Source organism: Streptomyces sp. NPDC048192, from assembly GCF_043202415.1.
Taxonomy (GTDB): Bacteria; Actinomycetota; Actinomycetes; order Streptomycetales; family Streptomycetaceae; genus Streptomyces.
This window is the reverse complement of record NZ_JBIDAL010000025.1, coordinates 90,771-108,630: the sequence shown is the minus strand read 5'-3', so window position 1 is coordinate 108,630 and position 17,860 is coordinate 90,771. Positions and strand designations below refer to the sequence as shown.

The following is a 17,860-nucleotide window of genomic DNA, read 5'->3' as shown; positions in this document are numbered from 1 at the left end:
CGCCGGGACCAGGACCGCGTGACCGACCCGGAAGGCAGGTGCCTCCCCATGCGCATGTCGACCCGTATCGCCGGTGCCCTCACCGGCCTGACCCTCACGCTCGGCGGTGTGGTCCTCGCCGCTCCCGCGGTCCGCGCGGACATCCCCGCCTGCACGAAGATGGCCGAACTGGCCGGTGCCACCGCTTCCGACTCCGTCACCGCGGCCTGCACCCGTGGCGTGGCCGGGGATCTGCAGGGTTGTGTGACCGGGCTGACCGGGGCCGGGGTGCCGGGCGGCGCCGCGACCGGTGCCTGCCGGGCGGCGGCCCACGAGCCGCGTTAGAGCACCGCGCGTGGCGCCCGCCCGCCGGCACCGATGTGCCGCCTCGCGGGCCTCATGCGCAGTGCCCATGCTGGATGAGAGGGCGCCTTCGTCCTGAGGCCCGTCCTTCCCGAGACTGCGGGACGCGTCATCTCCGAAGGCCGAACGAAGGCGCCGAGAGGAGGAGCGCGTCATGCGCCGCATGCGAAGGATCCTGGGTCTCGCCCTGGCCGCGGCGACCCTCGCCGGGGTGAGCGCTGTCAGCGCCGGTGCCGCCTCGTCTCCGAACATCTCCAGAGACGACTGCACGGCCGCCGGCGGACAGATCGTTTCACGCCCCTACGCCGGGGACGCCTGCGTGCTGCCTGACGGGACCACGCAGCCGATCACGTGACCTTCAGAGGACGCCGCCCCGCTCGGCCTGGAACAGGTCCGTCCAGTAGGGCCGGTCCGGCCCGGGTGGGGTGGTCGTCGGGTCGACCGCGGACAGGACGTGGAGCATGGCCGCGGCCAGATGGTCGTAGGCGCGGGTGGTCAGTTCGTGGCCGAGGTGTTCGTCGATGGTGCGCTCGTGGTGCAGGAGCCAGAGCGTGAAGGCGAGGGTGGAGACGTCGCTGTTGAGGGGGTGGAGCGTGGCCTCCGGCTCGCTGAAGGTCAGGACCGCGCCCGTTCTGCCGTCGAGGACCACGCTGTTGTTCTCGACGAGGCGGCCGAGGCGGATCAAGTGGTCCGCGTGGGCCGGGAGTTCGTCGAGGGGACAGTTGCCGGTGTACTCGTCGGCGGCGTACTCGCGGAGCGTGGGCAGCGGGACGTCCGTGTCGGCGTGGAAGAGGACCGCCTCCTCCGGCAGGCCGGTCCCGCGCAGGAAGCGGCGGGTCGGCTCGTGCGTGAGCGTCGCCGGGAAGTCGACCTCCTCGAAGCGCACCACCCGGCCGTGACCGAACTGCTGGTCCAGCAGGCGGGCGGGGACGTCCAGGGTGAGGCCGCAGGCGGTGCCGGGGCCGGCGACCAGGGCGAGGGGGCGGATCAGGGCCGCCGCCTTCCAGTACGGCGGAACCTCGCCGTCCGCGCCCTCCGCGAACAGCGAGAGCAGCCGGCGGGTGGCCTCGGCCGCCGTCTCGGGTCCGTACCGGCCGGCGAGGGAGGCGAAGCGGCCGCGCAGGCCGGCCAGTTCCTCGGTGACCGCGGCGAAACGCAGCAGGGTGTCCAGGGAGGGCGCGAAGGGGCGGGGGCGGGGCGGGGCGAAGAGGTAGGCCGTGGTCAGCTCGCCGGTGCCGCCGTCGAGCAGGATCGACTCGCGCCGCATGCCCGCCGGGTTGAGCAGTTCGCCTATCACCAGCCGGTCCCGCAGCTCGTCCGCGACCCGGAACGGGCCGTCGGCGGCGTCGGCGAGCGTGCGCAGGCCGTGCGTGCGCAGCGGGGAGAAGGTCAGCAGGTCGGTGCCCGCGGGCAGTCCGGCGCCGCCGAGCAGGCCGCGTGTCGGCCCGTGCGTGACATGGCGGTCCAGCTCCGCCTCGGTCAGCGTGATCACCGGAACCCCGGCGTCCGTCGTGCCCATCGCTCCCCCGCGATCTTCCCCGTCGGTGCACGCGTGCACAAGTCCGCACGCGCGTCCGTGAGTTCAAGAGTCGGTGAGCGCGAGTGCCCCCACCGCTCAGCACACTACGCCGCACCACTGACAACGGCCCTCAACGGGAAAGACGCGCGGCGAGCGGTGCACGTTGCCCGGCGGCGGGCTCCGGTGACGCGGGCTCCGGTGACGCGGGCTCCGGTGACGCCGCGGGCACGCGTCTCACTGCGGTGCGACCACCGCCGCCTGGGGGCGGATCGGGAGGCGGTTGACCGGGCGGCCGGTGGCCGCGCGGACCGCGGAGGCGATCGCGGCCGGGGCCGTCACGACCGGGACGGCGCTGACGGACTTGGCGCCGAAGGGGGCGACCACGTCCCGCTCCTCGACCAGCTTGACGATCCGGATGTCCGGGACGTCCAGGGCCGTCGGCAGGGCGTAGCCGGTGAGGTCGGGGTGGCGGATCAGGCCGCGGGGCGTGCGGAGGTTCTCCGTCAGGGCGATGCCGACGCCCTGGGTCACGCCCGCCTCGATCCTGGCCGCCAGCTGCGTGGGGTTGAGGACCCGGCCCACGTCCTGGGCGACCGCCAGCTCCACCACCCGGACCGAGCCCAGCTCGATGTCGACGTCGACAACTGCGCGGATCGCGCAGAAGGCCAGGCCCACGAAGGCGTCGCCCTGGCCGGAGGCGTTCAGCGGCTCGGTGGGGTGCGGGCGGCACTGGGCCGTCGCCCACAGCTCCTTGCCGTCCATCGCCTCCGTGACGGTCGTGGAGAGCACGCCGTCGTACGAGGTGATCTTGCCGTCGGTGATCTGGAGGAGTTCGGTGGACATGCCGAACTTGTGGGCGAGGGGCTGCAGCAGCTGGGTGCGGACCATCTTGGCCGCGCGTTCCACCGCGCCGCCCGAGACCCAGGTGTGCCGGCCCCGGCAGCCCGCTCCGGCCGGCGGCTGGTCGGTGTCGACCGGGGCGACGTGGACTTCCTCGATGCCGAGGGTCTCCTGGACGATCTGGCGGGCGAGGGTGGTGAAGCCCTGCCCGGTCTCCACGGCCGCGCACAGCACGGTCGCGACGCCGTCGTGGACCTTGACGGTGGCGGTGGACACCTCGTCGGCGCCCTCCGCGCCGAGCATGTGCACCATGCCGAGGCCGTAGCCGACGCCCCGGCGCACCGCGCCCGGCTCGCCCGCGCCCTCGGGGCCGCCGGGCAGCAGCCACTCCTCCTCGGGCGTGTCCTTGGGCAGCGCCGGGAGCGGGAAGTCCCGTACGGCCTGGAGGAGTTCGGCGACCGGCGCCGGGCAGGTCACCGTCTGGCCGATCGGGAGGACGTCACCGGTGGCGAGGACGTTGCGCAGGCGCAGCTCGGCCGGGTCGAGGCCGAGTTTCTTGGCCAGCTTGTCCATCTGGGCCTCGTAGGCGGCGCACACCTGCATCGCGCCCTCGCCGCGGACATGGCCGGAGGGCGGGTTGTTGGTGCGCACGGCCCAGCCCTCGATGAAGGCGTTCGGGACGACGTACGGGCCGCACGCGAAGGACACGGCGGCGGCCAGCGCGTCGGAGGAGGTGTCGGCGTAGGCGCCGGCGTCCAGCAGGATCTGCGCCTCGACCTTCACCAGCCTGCCCTCGGCGTCCGCGTGGTGGCGGTACCGGAGCAGCGTGGGGTGGCGGTGGGCGTGGCCGAGGAAGGACTCCTCGCGGGTCGCGGTGAGCTTCACCGGGCAGCCGGTCTTCAGCGCGAGCAGGCCGAGCGGGAGCTGGAAGCCCTGGTCCTCGCGGTCGGCGGTGGCGCCCGGCACCCCGGTGACCACGATCTTCACCCGATCCGGGGACAGGCCGTAGCAGGCCGCGGCGGTGTTGCGGTCGGTGTGCGGGTCGGTGGAGGCCAGGTACAGCTCGACGCCGCCGTCCGGGCGCGGCACGGCGAGGCCGGCCTCGGCGCCGATCGGGGCGGGGTCCTGGCGCCCTATGCGGTACTGGCCCTCCACGACGACCTCGCCGACCGCCGACGGGTCGCCGTGGTGCAGCGGGATGTGCCGGATCAGGTTGCCGTCGGGGTGCAGCGGCTCGGCCTCGAAGGCCTGCTCGGGGTCGGTGACCGGGTCGAGTACTTCGTACTCGACGATGATCGCCGCCGCGGCCATCCGCGCGGTGTCCGGATGGTCGGCGGCCACGGCCGCGATGGGCTCGCCGTGGTGCCGTACGACCTCGGAGGCGAACACCGGCCGGTCGGGCGTGCCCCGGCCGTGGCGCGGGGTGCCGGGCACGTCCTCGTGGGTGACGACGGCCCGTACGCCGGGCATCTCGCGCGCGTGACTGGTGTCGATGGACACGATGCGCGCGTGCGCGTGCGGGGAGCGCAGGACGGCCGCCCACAGCAGGCCCTCGGCCCACAGGTCGGCCGCGTACGGGAAGGTGCCCTCGGTCTTGGCGCGGGCGTCGGCGTGCGGCAGGGAGGCGCCGAGGCCGTGCGGCAGCGGCTCGGCCTCGGGGGCCGCTTCCGCGGCGGTGGTCGCCGTGGCGGCTTCGTTGCTCACGCCTGTCCTCCGTCCTGACCGTAGTGCGGGTCGTGCGGTCCCGGTGTGCCGTGCGGCGGTGTGCCGTACGGGTCGGGCGTGCCGTACGGCGGCGTGTCGGCGTAGCCGCCGGGGGCGGTCTGCGGCGTGTCGAACGCGCCCGGCGCCTCGAACGCCGACGGGTGGACCCCGCCGGCGCCGGGGCCCGCCTGGTGGGGAATACGGGCGTCGTCCGCGTCCGTCTCGGCGTCGGCGGCGTGCGAGGCCTCGCGTTCGGCGACGACCTCCTTGACGGCGTCCAGCACGCCCCGGTAGCCGGAGCAACGGCACAGGTTGCCGCACAGCGCCTGCCGGGTCTCCAGCTCGGTCGGGGCGGGGTTGCCCTCGAGCAGGTCGTGCACGGTCATCGCCATGCCGGGCACGCAGAAGCCGCACTGGACGGCTCCGCAGCGGGCGAGCGCGCGCTGCACGTCGGAGGGCTGCCCGTCGGCGGCGAGGCCCTCCACGGTGCGCACCTCGCTGCCGGCCGCGGTGGCCGCCGGGACCAGGCAGGAGGCCACCAGGCGGCCGTCGACCTGGACGTTGCAGGCGCCGCACTCGCCCTGGGAGCAGCCGTCCTTGGCGCCCGCGAGCCCGAGCCGCTCGCGCAGCACGTACAGCAGCGACTCGCCGATCCAGGCGTCGCCGACCGGCCGGTCGACGCCGTTGACGCGCAGGACGTACGAGGCGAGCGGGTGGTCGTCGTGCGACGGCGGCGGTACGGCGGCTTCCTCGTCGCCGGTCTCGTCGCCGTCCGCCCGCGCGGTGGCGGGCGTCTCGGCGCGGTCCGGCGCCGGGTCCGCCGCGGGGGCCTCGGCGTGCTGGGCGGCTCCGGCGGGCTCGGCGGTGGAGTCCTCGCCGGGTTCCTCCGCGGGTTCCTCGGCCGTGCCGTGCGGTGCGCCGGCGTCGGATGCCTGCTCGGCCGCGTCCGCCTCGGCGCGGTGGGCGGCGGCCGGGGTCTCCTGGGCGGCAGGGGACTGTGCGCCGGCCGTGTCCGCCGTTGTGGCGGCCTGCGGGGCGGTGCGGTGGCCTGCGGGGCCCTCGTGGCCGGTACGGGCGTCAGCGGCGCCCTCAGGGGCCCGCGCGGGGGCGTGGGCGTCGATGGGGGCGTGCGTGTCCGAGGGTGCGGCCCCGAAGTCGGCCGGCGCGGCACCGGACTCGGTGTGCCCCTGCGCGCCGTGCCCGAACTCCGGGCGGCCGGGCTGGGCGTGACCCGCCGTGTCGCGGGCGAACTCGGCACCGTGCGCCCCGTCGTGGCCCGGCTCCGGGCGGCCGGGCTCCGCAGCGCCGGCCCCGTGCCCGCCGGGCTCCGCGTGCCGGAACTCCGCGCCGGCGGACGCGCGGCTCCCGGCGCCGTCACGCCCCGGTTCCGGGTGCCCGAAGTCCGCGCCGTCGGCCCCGTCGTGGCCGTGCTCCGCGGCGTACTCCCCCTGGGCCGGCTCCGCGTGGCCGGTCTCGCCCCGGCCTCCCGCGTCGTCGGTGTTCTCCGTGTGCGGCGCGGCCGGGTGGCCCGGCTCGGCGTATCCGGCCGGAGGGTGCCCGTACCGCTCGTCACCCGCGTACGCGTCCGGCGCCTGTGCGTCGCCCGACGGAAGCGCGTCGGTGTGGTCGGGCAGGCCCGGCTCGGCAGGGCGGTGCCAGGGTGCGGAGGCGTCCGTCGCCCAGGGTGCGGGCGCGCCGCCGGGCAGGGTGGCCGGCGGTGTCCCGCCCCACTGCTCGACCAGCGAGGATGTAGTGAATTCACCCGATTCGTCCGGGAGATCGCCGCCGGCGACCGGGATCGACCACTGCCCGGTGACGTCGTGTCCGGGCGCGGGCGGGGCCGCGGGCTCCTCGAAGGTCCAGTGCTGGGTCGCGCCCGGGTGGTACGTGAACCGGTCGTCCGCGTGCGGTGACTGCTGCCCGGCGTTCGGGTCGGGCCACTCGGCGCCGCTCGCCGGCGCGGACCAGTCGCCCGGCGCCGCGGGGTCGCCGGTGCCGGGGGCGGCCGCTATCCGCGGCGGCACATAGCCGTGACCCGGCGCGGCCAGCGGGCTCTCGCCGTTCAGCAGGGCGTCGATGCCGCCCTCGGGGAGCTTGACGAAGGCGGTGGCGCCGTCGTCGTAGTCGCCCTGGGGCAGCGGGTCCCAGCGGCCGCCGGCCTGGGGCGCGCCCTCTCCGTGCTGGTCGTCGGTCACGACAGCGCCCTCCCCAGTGCTCGTCGGGCCAGCGCGGCGACGGTGCGCCGCAGGTGCAGTACGGCGGGCGGAAGCGGGGTCACCGAGCCGTCGGGCTCCGGCGCCGGGTCCGGGATGCAGGCGGCGGCGACGTACTCGCCGAAGGCGTTCAGGGCCTCCGGGACGAGCGCGCGGTCGTTGTCCCAGTCGATGAGCTGGGCGACCCACTGCTCGGCCTCCAGGGGCCTGAGCGGCATCGGCGCTATGGCGCCGACGGCGCACCGCACACCGCGCCGGGCGGGGTCGAGGACCACGGCCACGGAGGCCAGCGCGCGGCCCGGGCCGGTGCGTCCGGTGGCCTTGAGGAAGACCTGCGGGGCGTGCAGCAGCGGCACGCGCACGTACCCGATGAGTTCGCCGCCGCGCAGCATCTCCATGCCGGCCAGCAGGTGCGACACCGGGATCTCCCGGCGGGCTCCGCCCGGGCCCGCGATGATCAGCGTCGCCTCCAGGGCGGCCAGCACCGGCAGGGCGTCGCCGGTGGGCGCGGCCGAGGCGATGTTGCCGCCCAGGGTGCCCGCGTTGCGGATGTGCGGCGGGCCCGCGGCGCGCGCGGCGGCGGCGAGCGCCGGGATCAGGGCCGCGAAGTCGGGGCGGCCCATGCGCGCGTGGGTGAGGCCCGCGCCGAGCAGCGCGTGGCCGTCCTGGTACTGCCAGCCGCGGATCTCGCTGATCCGCCCGAGACCCACCAGGGCGGCGGGCCTGAGCTGGCCGGAGTTGACGGCGGCCATCAGGTCGGTGCCGCCCGCCACGGGCACGGCGGCGGGCATGGCGGTGAGGGCCGCCACGGCCTCGTCCAGCGTCGTGGGCAGCGTGACGGCCTGCTCCGCCTGCGGTGCGTGCGTGGTCAAACCGGCTGCCCCTTCCCGCTGCCCCACCTGGTCCCACCTGTGTGGCCGTACGGTACGTGCTCACAGGGCGGACGTGGCAACTCTGGCACATCTTCGCAAGGCACGAGGACGGGGGTCCGCCGCCCGGCATCACGAGGTGTTCGCCCACCTCACCGCAGAGATGTACCGATTTCGTGCGGCATCGGCGGTGCGCGGCGATTGACACTCTTCGGTGATGCTTGACGCGGTTTTCCGGCACTTGTTCGAAACGACCGTCTCCCGAGGGAGGGATCACCTGGCGGGCGGCGGTCCCTCGATCGGGCGGCCGGCGACGCCGGGGCGCTTCTGCCACGGCCGGGGGCCGGCGGGCGGCCGGTAGGCGACGCCGAGGGCGTCGAGCCGCGCGTAATGGGCCGTCATACGGCGCTCGAAGCCGGCGAAGTCCCGCTGCGCGGGGGCGGGCAGGCTGCTCCAGGCCACCTCGGCGAAGGCGGCGAGCCGGGGGAAGGCCTGGTAGTCCACGCGCGCGGCGTCCTCCAGCACCTCGGTCCAGACGTTGGCCTGCGTGCCCAGCACATGCCGGGCCTCGGCCTCGGTGAGACCGTCCGGCACCGGCTCGAACCGGTAGACGTCCTCCAGGGTGCGCACGTACCCGATCGGCACCGGTTCGTCCTCGCCCGGGGCCTGACGGTGGTCCAGATACACGTACTGCTCCGGGCACATGACGACGTCGTGCCCGGCCCGCGCGGCCGCGATCCCGCCGCCGTAGCCGCGCCAGGAGGACACCGCCGCGCCCTTCGCGAGCCCGCCCTGAAGGATCTCGTCCCAGCCGATGAGCCGGCGTCCGCGCGCGGCGAGCCAGGAGTCGAAGTGGCCGATGAACCACGCCTGCAGCTCGTCCTCGTCGGCCAGGCCGAGCGCTGTGATCCGGTTCCCGGCGGTCGCCGACGCGGCCCACTGGTCCTTGCGGCACTCGTCGCCGCCGACGTGGACGAACCATGAAGGGAACAGCTCCAGAATCTCCTCGAACACTCCCTCGTAGAAGCGCAGGACGGTGTCGGTGGGGGCGAGCACGTTGGCCGAGATGCCCCAGTCGTCCCAGACGGTGAGGGCGGTGGTGTCGACGACGTCGGTGTTGCCGAGTTCCGGGTACGCGGCGATGGCGGCCTGCGAATGCCCGGGTACGTCGATCTCGGGGACGACGGTGATGTGCCGCTCGGCGGCGTAGGCGACGATCTCCCGGATGTCGTCCTGGGTGTAGTAACCCCCGTGCGGTTTCTCCTCCCACAGCGGGGAGGCCCGGTGACCGAATCTCGACCGCGGCCGCCAGGAGGCGGTTTCGGTCAGTTTCGGATACCGCTTGATCTCGATCCGCCAGCCCTGGTCGTCGGTCAGATGGAAGTGGAAGACGTTGAGTTTGTGCGCGGCCATCAGGTCGAGGTAGCGCAGCACGCCGTCCTTGGGCATGAAGTGCCGGGCGACGTCCAGGAGCAGACCGCGCCAGCGGAACCGGGGCGCGTCGCGCACGGTGACGGCCGGGACCTCCCACTCGGTGCGGCCGCTGACCGGAGCGCGCCGGAACGCCTCGGGACCGAGCAGCTGGCGGAAGGTCTGGGCGCCCCAGAACAGGCCGGCCTCGCTCGCGCCGTCGATGTGGACCAGAGAGCCGTCGGCGGACAGCCGATAGGCCTCGGGGCCGCCGAGCTCGTCCTCGAGCGCGGGGGTGATCCGCAGCAGGATGCGCGAGCCGCCGTCGCGGTGCGGGGCCAGCGGCAGTCCGGTCGCGGCCCCGACGGTCGTGCGCAGCCAGCGTGCGACCCGCCCGGTGCCGTCGGTGGCCTCGATCCCGGTGTCCGCGTCGAGGACGAACCCGGTGCCGCCGCCGGGCGAGGGGGCCGTGAGGCTGCTCGGCGCCGGGATCAGCGACACCTGGGATTCCGGAGAGAGGAACCGGTCGCTCGCCCCGCGGGGTGTGCCGCTCATGCCGCCGTCGTACCTCCGCCCCAAGTGTTGCACTGTGCGCAACGGCCGTTCCATCGCGTACAACCTCGACGGAGGCTACCGGTCTGGACCACTGCGCGGCCAGAGGACGGCGAAACCCCCGGCGCGCGCACGCCGCGCGCACCGGGGGCCTCACGGACTCGGACGTGCCGCTACTTGTCGCCGCCCTTGTCGTCGCCGCCGCTGCCCATGGACTCGTAGATCTCCTTGCACATGGGGCACACGGGGTACTTCTTCGGGTCGCGGCCCGGCACCCAGACCTTGCCGCACAGCGCCACGACGGGGGTGCCGTCGAGGGCGCTCGCCATGATCTTGTCCTTCTGGACGTAGTGGGCGAAGCGCTCGTGGTCGCCGTCGCCGTGGGACACCTGTGGCGTCGGCTCTACGAGGGTCCCCGTACCAGTCCCGCGCTCGGGCTCGAGAGTGCTCATAAGCCCCAGGGTAGTCAACTGCCCGAGGCTATGGGCCCGGGGCTTGCACAACGAGCGTCACTGGCTGTCACGTGTCGCCTGCGTCCAGTCCCACCCGGACACTTCCCGGGTGGGTCAGGGGCGGTTGACTGCGCCCCGCGCCGCCACGCCATCCACGCACGGGCACGGATGTTGCGGGAGCCGTTCCGGTCTGCGTGATCAACGAATCCGCAGTTCCGGCACGCGAAGCGGGCCTGCGAGACCCGGTTCGCCTTGTCGATGTGCCTGCACTCGGCGCAGGTGCTGCTCCGGCGAGGCGGTGAACTCCACGTCCTTCACCCGCCCGACCACCGTCCAGATCGAGATCCGCCGCTCGGTCATCTGCCACGACAGCATCCGGTCGTCGTACGGCTGCGCCCCCTCCGGCCGGAAGACAATCGGTTTCTCCGAAGCCCGCCGATACCGCCGTGATCCTGGTCTGCCGAGGTTCCCGGCCCTCAGGTTGGTCTTGAGCGCGGCATACGCATCGCACGTCTTCTTGATCACATGCTGCGCCGCCTGCGCACCCAGCCCCCACCGGCTCTTGATCTCGCCGTACGTGTGCTTCCGCAGCGCGAAGTTCTTCCTCACCCCCCTTTCAAACGCCACGCCGCTGGCCCAGGTGGCCGCCTCATTGCAGGCACGCAGCGTCTTCTCAAGCGCCGCCGCTTGCACGGACGTCGGCAACAGCCTGACCTGCATCACCAGCTTCATACCGGCGACGCCATTCACCGGAAGTGGCCTCTGCATTCGAAAACACGGACGACCATCCGAACTAGTGATCCCTCGCTCGGACTCGGCATCCGCACAGGTGTCACAGCCTTCAGTTGAGCGACGGGTCGTCCGGATACGTGGCCACCATCGCCAGCTCGTTGCGCTGGCGGCGCAGCACTTCGCGCCAGAGTCTCTCCGGGGCCGGCGAGGAGACGTCGCCCGGCTCGGACTCGACCACGTACCAGGCGCCCTCGACCAGCTCGTCCTCCAGCTGGCCGGGGCCCCAGCCGGCGTATCCGGCGAAGATGCGCAGCGAGCCCAGGGCGGAGGCCAGCAGCTCCGGCGGCGCCTCCAGGTCGACCAGGCCGATCGCGCCGTGCACCCGGCGCCAGCCCAGCGGGGCGAGGTCGCCGTTCGCCCCGCCGGGGATCACCGCGACGCCGAGCGCCGAGTCCAGCGAGACGGGGCCGCCCTGGAAGACCACGCCGGGCTCTCCGGCGAGGTCGGCCCAGCCCTCCAGGATGTCGCCGACGTCCACCGGGGTGGGGCGGTTGAGGACGACACCGAGGGAGCCCTCCTCGTCGTGGTCGAGAAGGAGCACCACCGCGCGGTCGAAGTTCGGGTCCGCCAGGGCGGGAGTGGCCACGAGCAGCCGCCCTGTGAGCGAGGACACCTCGGTCATGCCAGACATGATCCCGCATCTTCCCCTCCGGTGGGGAGCCAATCGGGGCCGGGGAGTGAACGCAGCTCACAGAGCGCGGAAGCACCACCGGCGCACGCCGCGAGCGGTGACCCCATGTGCCCGAAAGCGCACGGTTCGTGTTGTGACACAGCTATGACGTGCCTGGGCGGTACTTGGACTTACGGACCGGGGGTAATCGGCGATTACGCTGTCCCCCCGGCCCCTGCGCGAGTGATCGGCCGCAGCCACCCCCTGCCCAACTCATCGGAACGCGAGATACATGACCGTCAACGACGATGTCCTGCTTGTCCACGGCGGAACCCCGCTGGAGGGCGAGATCCGTGTCCGAGGTGCGAAGAACCTCGTACCGAAGGCCATGGTCGCCGCCCTGCTGGGCAGCGCGCCGAGCCGACTGCGCAACGTTCCCGACATCCGTGACGTGCGGGTCGTGCGCGGCCTGCTCCAGCTGCACGGGGTGACGGTCCGTCCCGGCGAGGAGCCCGGCGAGCTGGTCCTCGATCCGACGCACGTCGAGAGCGCCAACGTGGCCGACATCGACGCCCACGCCGGCTCCAGCCGTATCCCGATCCTCTTCTGCGGGCCGCTGCTGCACCGTCTGGGCCACGCGTTCATCCCGGGCCTCGGCGGCTGCGACATCGGCGGCCGGCCCATCGACTTCCACTTCGACGTGCTGCGGCAGTTCGGCGCGGTCATCGAGAAGCGCGCGGACGGGCAGTACCTGGAGGCGCCGCAGCGGCTGCGCGGCACGAAGATCCGGCTGCCGTACCCGTCCGTCGGCGCGACCGAGCAGGTGCTGCTGACGGCCGTACTCGCCGAGGGCGTCACGGAGTTGTCCAACGCGGCCGTCGAGCCGGAGATCGAGGACCTCATCTGCGTGCTGCAGAAGATGGGCGCGATCATCGCGATGGACACCGACCGCACGATCCGCATCACCGGTGTGGACAAGCTCGGCGGCTACACCCACCGCGCCCTGCCGGACCGCCTGGAGGCCGCGTCCTGGGCCTCCGCCGCGCTCGCGACCAACGGCAACATCTACGTCCGCGGCGCCCAGCAGCGCTCGATGATGACGTTCCTGAACACCTACCGGAAGGTGGGCGGCGCCTTCGAGATCGACGACGAGGGCATCCGTTTCTGGCACCCCGGCGGGCAGTTGAAGTCCATCGCGCTGGAGACGGACGTGCACCCCGGCTTCCAGACCGACTGGCAGCAGCCGCTGGTGGTGGCCCTGACCCAGGCGACCGGCCTGTCCATCATCCACGAGACGGTGTACGAGTCCCGGCTCGGCTTCACCTCCGCGCTGAACCAGATGGGCGCGCACATCCAGCTCTACCGCGAGTGCCTGGGCGGCTCCGACTGCCGCTTCGGCCAGCGCAACTTCCTGCACTCCGCGGTCGTCTCCGGTCCCACGAAGCTCCAGGGCGCCGACCTGGTCATCCCCGACCTGCGCGGCGGCTTCTCGTACCTGATCGCGGCCCTGGCCGCCGAGGGCACCTCCCGCGTCCACGGCATCGACCTGATCAACCGCGGCTACGAGAACTTCATGGAGAAGCTCGTGGAACTCGGTGCGAAGGTCGAGCTGCCGGGCAAGGCGCTCGGCTGACCGCGTCAGGCGCTCGTACGACGACGGGGCGGCCCTCCGGTGAAGGAGGGCCGCCCCGTTGGCGTCTTCGCGCGTCAGAACGCCTCGCACGCCGTCCCGCGGCGTACGGACGGCAAGGTCACTTGCCCTTGGCGGCTTCCTTGAGCTTGCTGCCCGCGGTGACCTTCACGCTGTAGCCGGCGGGGATGTTGATCGGCTCGCCGGTCTGCGGGTTGCGGGCGGTGCGAGCGGCACGGTGGGTGCGCTCGAAGGTCAGGAAGCCGGGGATGGTGACCTTCTCGTCGCCCTTGGCGACGATCTCGCCGACGGTCTCGGCGAACGCGGCCAGCACGGCGTCGGCGTCCTTGCGGGTCACCTCGGCGCGGTCGGCCAGCGCGGCCACCAGCTCACTGCGGTTCATGTTGTTACTCCCGTGTATTTCTTGCCGTTGGGGTGTGCCACGCGGCGGATCCACCGCAGGCACTGCGATGCCGATGCGCTCGCGCCCAGGGAGGCATCCTGCCCCTACCTGCGGCGGTAAAGCCAATCCGGCACCCGTAGGAGTCGTGAGAACACCCTGGGGAGTCACACGAAAAGCGCCCGCTCGGCGTCACCCTAGAGGGCGCACGGCATCGACTGGTTCCACGACGCGCCGGTGCCGGGGCCCGCCGTGGTGATCCTCACAGCCCCAGCACAGTACGGCACGCCGTCACCGGGACGTCGCCCGGCCGCCGCCGTGCCGTCGTCCGGCACGGCGGCGGCCGGCGCCGGGGCGGCCGGGCGGCACGCGGCGACGAGGCCGGCTAGGCGGTCGCGCCCGCGGCCTTCGCGGCCTCGCGGACGGCGCCGGCGACCGCGCCCGCGACCTTGTCGTTGAAGACGCTGGGGATGATGTAGTTCGGGTTCAGCTCGTCCTGGCTGACCACGTCGGCGAGGGCCTGCGCGGCGGCGAGCATCATCTCGGTGTTGACGGTGCGGGACTGGGCGTCCAGCAGGCCGCGGAAGACGCCCGGGAAGACCAGCACGTTGTTGATCTGGTTCGGGAAGTCGGAGCGGCCGGTGGCCACAACGGCCGCCGTCTGACGGGCGATTGCCGGGTCGACCTCGGGGTCGGGGTTCGCGAGCGCGAACACGATGGCGCCGTCGGCCATGGCGGCCACGTCGTCGCCGTCGAGGACGTTCGGGGCGGAGACGCCGATGAAGACGTCCGCGCCGCGCACGGCCTCCTTGAGCGTGCCGGTGAGGCCCTCGGGGTTGGTGTTGTCCGCGATCCAGCGCAGCGGGGAGTCCGCGGGCGCGGCGACCAGGTCCTCGCGGCCGGAGTGGACGACACCGTGGATGTCGGCGACGACGGCGTTCTTCACGCCGGCGGCGAGCAGCAGCTTGAGGATGGCCGTGCCGGCCGCGCCGGCGCCGGACATGACGACCCGGATGTTCTCGATGGCCTTGTCCGTGACGCGGAGCGCGTTGGTCAGGGCGGCGAGGACGACGATCGCGGTGCCGTGCTGGTCGTCGTGGAAGACGGGGATGTCGAGGGCCTCGCGCAGCCGGGCCTCGATCTCGAAGCAGCGGGGCGCGGAGATGTCCTCGAGGTTGATGCCGGCGAACCCGGGGGCGATGGCCTTGACGATCTCGACGATGGCGTCGGTGTCCTGGGTGTCCAGGCAGATCGGCCAGGCGTCGATGCCGGCGAACCGCTTGAAGAGGGCCGCCTTGCCCTCCATGACGGGCAGCGCGGCCTTGGGGCCGATGTTGCCGAGGCCGAGCACGGCGGAGCCGTCCGTCACGACCGCAACGGAGTTGCGCTTGATGGTGAGGCGGCGGGCGTCCTCGGGGTTCTCGGCGATGGCCATGCAGACGCGGGCCACGCCGGGCGTGTAGACCATGGACAGGTCGTCACGGTTGCGGATGGGGTGTTTCGACGCCATCTCGATCTTGCCGCCGAGGTGCATCAGGAACGTCCGGTCGGAGACCTTGCCGAGGGTGACGCCCTCGATCCCGCGCAGCTTCTCGACGATCTCCTCGGCGTGGGCCGTGGAGGTGGCCGCGATGGTGACGTCGATACGGAGCTTCTCGTGGCCGGACGCGGTGACGTCGAGGCCGGTCACCGAGCCTCCGGAGGACTCCACCGCGGTGGTGAGCTGCGAGACGGCGGTTCCGCTCGCGGGCACCTCCAGCCGGATGGTCATCGAGTAGGAGACGCTGGGCGCCGTTGCCATGGCCGACTTCCTCTGCTTTCACCGTGTCGCGAGTCGTAGCCGTCCGATCGTCGCACCTACCGCGGAGTACGTGGTAGTCGCCCTGGATTGCGGACGTTTTGTTCATGAGCGGTGCTCGGTTTCGGAAAACCACTTCCACCATACGAGAAACGATCGGTCAAAAGGAAGAGGCCCACGTCACACGGACGTGGGCCTCTCTCACGCAAACGACACCGACCCGCCATGCTCGCCTCGCGGCAAGTGGTCCCTCGAAGGGACGAAGGTTGGGCCCGGGGGCTTGGATCGAGCCGGTGCCGTATCCAGGCTAACAAACGGATGCCGGTGTCCATTCCGGTCCCGCGGATTCAGCGGAAACTTCAGTCCCTCAGCAGATCCGGCACCGCCGCCGCGTCCGGTTCGTCGCGGTCGCCCGAGACCACCGTGAGCTGCTGGGTCGCCCGGGTCAGCGCCACGTACAGCACGCGCAGGCCGGCCGGGGACTCGTCGGCGATCTCCGCGGGCGAGACGACCACCGTCGCGTCGTACTCCAGGCCCTTGGCCTCCAGGCTGCCGAGGGCCACCACCCGGTCGCTCAGACCGGCCAGCCAGCGCCGGGCCTCCTCGCGCCGGTTCATCGCGACGACCACGCCGACCGTGCCGTCCACCAGGTCCAGCAGCCGCTCGGCCTCGGCCCGCACGGTGGCCCCCAGGGACCCCCGCACCACCGAGAAGCGCGGCTCGACGCCCGTGGAGCGGACCGCGCTCGGCGCCTCGGCGCCCGGCATGGCGAGCGCGAGCACCTTGGCGGCCAGCTCGGCGATCTCCGCCGGGTTGCGGTAGTTCACGGTGAGCTGGAAGCGGCGCCGGGGCCGGGTGCCCAGGGCCTCGTCGCGGGCCTCGGCCGCCTCGTCCGGGTCGGACCAGGAGGACTGGGCGGGGTCGCCGACGACCGTCCAGGTGGCGTGCCGGCCGCGGCGGCCGACCATGCGCCACTGCATCGGGGTGAGGTCCTGCGCCTCGTCCACGATGACGTGGGCGTACTCGGTGCGCTCCTGCGCGAGCCGCTCGGCCCTCTCCCGCTGCGACTCCTCGCGCACCGGCATCAGCTCCTCCAGGCCGGTGAGCTGGTCGAGCGGATCGATCTCGCGCTTCTTCCGCGGCCGGGCCGGGGCGCCGAGGAGCGCCTGCAGTTCGTCGAGCAGGGCGATGTCGTGGACCGAGTAGCCGTCCCGGGCCAGGGAGCGGGCGACCTTGCGGACCTCGCCGGGGTTGAGGATCCGGCGGGCCCAGCGGCCGAGCCGCTTCTCGTCGGCCATGGCGGCGAGCACGGCCTTCGGGGTCAGCTCGGGCCACCAGGCGTCGAGGAAGGCGCTGAAGGAGTCCTCGGAACTGACGTCCTCGTCGAAGGAGGAGCGCAGTTCCGCAGCCAGCTCCGGGTCGGTGTGCCGGCCGGCCGCCCCGGATCTCGTCCACAGGGCGTCCAGCAGCAGCCTGCGGGCGCGCGGGCGGAGCAGGTTGACGGGCGCGGTGCCGCCGAGGGCGGTACGGCGGATGCGCTCCAGCTCCTCGGCCTCCAGCTCAAGACGGCGCCCGAAGGCGACGACACGCAGGCGGGAGGGCGGCCCGGCGAGCGTGCGCGGCTCGGTGTCCTCGCCCTGCGCCGGAGCGGTGGGCCCCAGCTCCAGGGCGCCCCGGGCCGCCTTCCGCAGCACCTTCAGCATCCGGTACGAGCCCTTGGCACGGGCCACGGCCGGGGAGTCGTACAGGGTCGCCTCCGCGCCGTCGACGAGCGAGCCCATGGCGCGGATCGCGACCTGGCCCTCCTCGCCGAGCGAGGGCAGCACACCCTCGGTGTAGGCGACGAGCAGCGGGGTCGGGGAGACGATGAGGATGCCGCCCGCGTAGCGGCGTCTGTCCTGGTAGAGCAGGTACGCGGCGCGGTGCAGGGCGACGGCGGTCTTGCCGGTGCCGGGGCCGCCCTCGACGTAGGTGATGGAGGCGGCGGGAGCACGGATCACCAGGTCCTGCTCGGCCTGGATGGAGGAGACGATGTCCCGCATGGTGTGGGTGCGGGCCTGGCCGAGGGCGGCCATGAGGGCGCCGTCGCCGATGACGGGCAGCTCGCTGCCGTCGAGGTAGGCGGTCAGCTCGGGCCGCATCAGGTCGTCCTCGACGCCGAGCACGCGGCGCCCCTTGGACCGGATGACCCGGCGCCGCACGACCCGTCCGGGCTCCACCGGGGTGGCCCGGTAGAAGGGGGCGGCGGCGGGCGCGCGCCAGTCGATGACGAGCGGCGCGTAGTCCTCGTCGAGGACGCCGATGCGCCCGATGTGCAGGGTCTCGGCGATGTCGGCGGTGTTGTCGGGGCGCACGGCCCCCTCCGCCGGCTCCACCGCCGTGTAGGCGCCGTCGGGCCCCTTCTTGCCGTCCTTGCCGAGGAGCAGGTCGATCCGGCCGAAGAGGAAGTCCTCGAACTCGTTGTTGAGCCGGTTCAGGTGGATGCCGGCGCGGAAGACCTGCGCGTCCCGTTCGGCCAGCGCGCCCGGGGTGCCCACCTGGCCGCGCTGGGCCGCGTCCCGCATCAGGAACTCGGCCTCGTGGATCTTCTCCTCCAGCCGCCGGTACACCCGGTCCAGGTGTTCCTGCTCGACGCCGATCTCCCGGTCACGGACGGAATCGTGTGCGCCGTGTACCGAGCCGACCGCGGACTGCTGAACCTGAGCGGCCACCTGGCCCCCTTCTGACGT

15 protein-coding genes are annotated in these 17,860 nt (G+C 73.1%); 3 read left to right on the top strand and 12 right to left on the bottom strand.

All coding sequences use genetic code 11. From position 1 onward, the window contains the following. The first annotated feature begins 48 nt into the window (after nucleotides 1-48). Entirely contained in the window at nucleotides 49-324 is a 276-nt protein-coding gene (locus ACGFZN_RS37285) for a hypothetical protein (protein ID WP_393862909.1), read from the top strand. Nucleotides 325-496: 172 nt separating this feature from the next. After that, nucleotides 497-697 (top strand): hypothetical protein, encoded by a 201-nt coding sequence (locus tag ACGFZN_RS37280; RefSeq protein WP_393862908.1) that lies wholly within the window; start codon nucleotides 497-499, stop codon nucleotides 695-697. Between the two features lie 3 nt (nucleotides 698-700). Here ACGFZN_RS37280 and ACGFZN_RS37275 read toward each other — a convergent pair whose 3' ends face one another. The 9 genes from ACGFZN_RS37275 to ACGFZN_RS37235 form a co-directional block, all read right to left on the bottom strand. Further along, complete coding sequence (locus tag ACGFZN_RS37275; protein WP_393862907.1) at nucleotides 701-1,861, bottom strand: SUKH-4 family immunity protein; 1,161 nt, start codon at nucleotides 1,859-1,861, stop codon at nucleotides 701-703. A 234-nt stretch (nucleotides 1,862-2,095) separates the two neighbouring features. After that, on the bottom strand, nucleotides 2,096-4,405 hold the full coding sequence (locus tag ACGFZN_RS37270; protein WP_393862906.1) for a xanthine dehydrogenase family protein molybdopterin-binding subunit: 2,310 nt from the start codon (nucleotides 4,403-4,405) through the stop codon (nucleotides 2,096-2,098). Further along, entirely contained in the window at nucleotides 4,402-6,600 is a 2,199-nt protein-coding gene (locus ACGFZN_RS37265) for a 2Fe-2S iron-sulfur cluster-binding protein (protein WP_393862905.1), read from the bottom strand. The genes ACGFZN_RS37270 and ACGFZN_RS37265 overlap by 4 nt, the downstream gene beginning before the upstream one ends. Then, complete coding sequence (locus tag ACGFZN_RS37260; protein ID WP_393862904.1) at nucleotides 6,597-7,490, bottom strand: FAD binding domain-containing protein; 894 nt, start codon at nucleotides 7,488-7,490, stop codon at nucleotides 6,597-6,599. The genes ACGFZN_RS37265 and ACGFZN_RS37260 overlap by 4 nt, the downstream gene beginning before the upstream one ends. A 270-nt stretch (nucleotides 7,491-7,760) precedes the next feature. Beyond that, nucleotides 7,761-9,452: a beta-N-acetylhexosaminidase gene (locus tag ACGFZN_RS37255; RefSeq protein WP_393862903.1), complete on the bottom strand. Its 1,692-nt coding sequence runs from the start codon at nucleotides 9,450-9,452 to the stop codon at nucleotides 7,761-7,763. A 170-nt stretch (nucleotides 9,453-9,622) separates the two neighbouring features. Continuing rightward, nucleotides 9,623-9,901, bottom strand: a complete 279-nt coding sequence (locus tag ACGFZN_RS37250; protein WP_143638399.1) for a DUF3039 domain-containing protein — start codon at nucleotides 9,899-9,901, stop codon at nucleotides 9,623-9,625. Between the two features lie 14 nt (nucleotides 9,902-9,915). Next, nucleotides 9,916-10,161: a zinc ribbon domain-containing protein gene (locus tag ACGFZN_RS37245; RefSeq protein ID WP_393862924.1), complete on the bottom strand. Its 246-nt coding sequence runs from the start codon at nucleotides 10,159-10,161 to the stop codon at nucleotides 9,916-9,918. Then, on the bottom strand, nucleotides 10,100-10,633 hold the full coding sequence (locus ACGFZN_RS37240; protein ID WP_393862902.1) for a hypothetical protein: 534 nt from the start codon (nucleotides 10,631-10,633) through the stop codon (nucleotides 10,100-10,102). Before ACGFZN_RS37240 ends, ACGFZN_RS37245 begins: the two co-directional genes overlap by 62 nt. Before the next feature lie 109 nt (nucleotides 10,634-10,742). Beyond that, nucleotides 10,743-11,315: a YqgE/AlgH family protein gene (locus tag ACGFZN_RS37235; RefSeq protein ID WP_360160461.1), complete on the bottom strand. Its 573-nt coding sequence runs from the start codon at nucleotides 11,313-11,315 to the stop codon at nucleotides 10,743-10,745. 280 nt (nucleotides 11,316-11,595) lie between these two features. On the opposite strand from ACGFZN_RS37235, the gene murA reads away from it, so the two are divergent. Beyond that, the gene (gene murA, locus ACGFZN_RS37230; protein ID WP_393862901.1) at nucleotides 11,596-12,936 is read left to right on the top strand and encodes a UDP-N-acetylglucosamine 1-carboxyvinyltransferase; all 1,341 of its coding nucleotides are present in this window, start codon (nucleotides 11,596-11,598) and stop codon (nucleotides 12,934-12,936) included. Between the two features lie 118 nt (nucleotides 12,937-13,054). On the opposite strand, the gene ACGFZN_RS37225 is transcribed toward murA, so the two are convergent. The 3 genes from ACGFZN_RS37225 to ACGFZN_RS37215 all read right to left on the bottom strand — a co-directional run bounded on the left by ACGFZN_RS37225 (nucleotide 13,055) and on the right by ACGFZN_RS37215 (nucleotide 17,842). Further along, nucleotides 13,055-13,336: an HU family DNA-binding protein gene (locus tag ACGFZN_RS37225; RefSeq protein WP_023550134.1), complete on the bottom strand. Its 282-nt coding sequence runs from the start codon at nucleotides 13,334-13,336 to the stop codon at nucleotides 13,055-13,057. A gap of 382 nt (nucleotides 13,337-13,718) precedes the next feature. After that, on the bottom strand, nucleotides 13,719-15,134 hold the full coding sequence (locus ACGFZN_RS37220) for an NAD-dependent malic enzyme (RefSeq protein ID WP_393862900.1): 1,416 nt from the start codon (nucleotides 15,132-15,134) through the stop codon (nucleotides 13,719-13,721). A gap of 356 nt (nucleotides 15,135-15,490) precedes the next feature. Beyond that, a complete protein-coding gene (locus ACGFZN_RS37215) occupies nucleotides 15,491-17,842 on the bottom strand; it encodes a HelD family protein (RefSeq protein WP_393862899.1) in 2,352 nt (783 codons plus the stop codon). Between the last annotated feature and the right edge of the window lie 18 nt (nucleotides 17,843-17,860).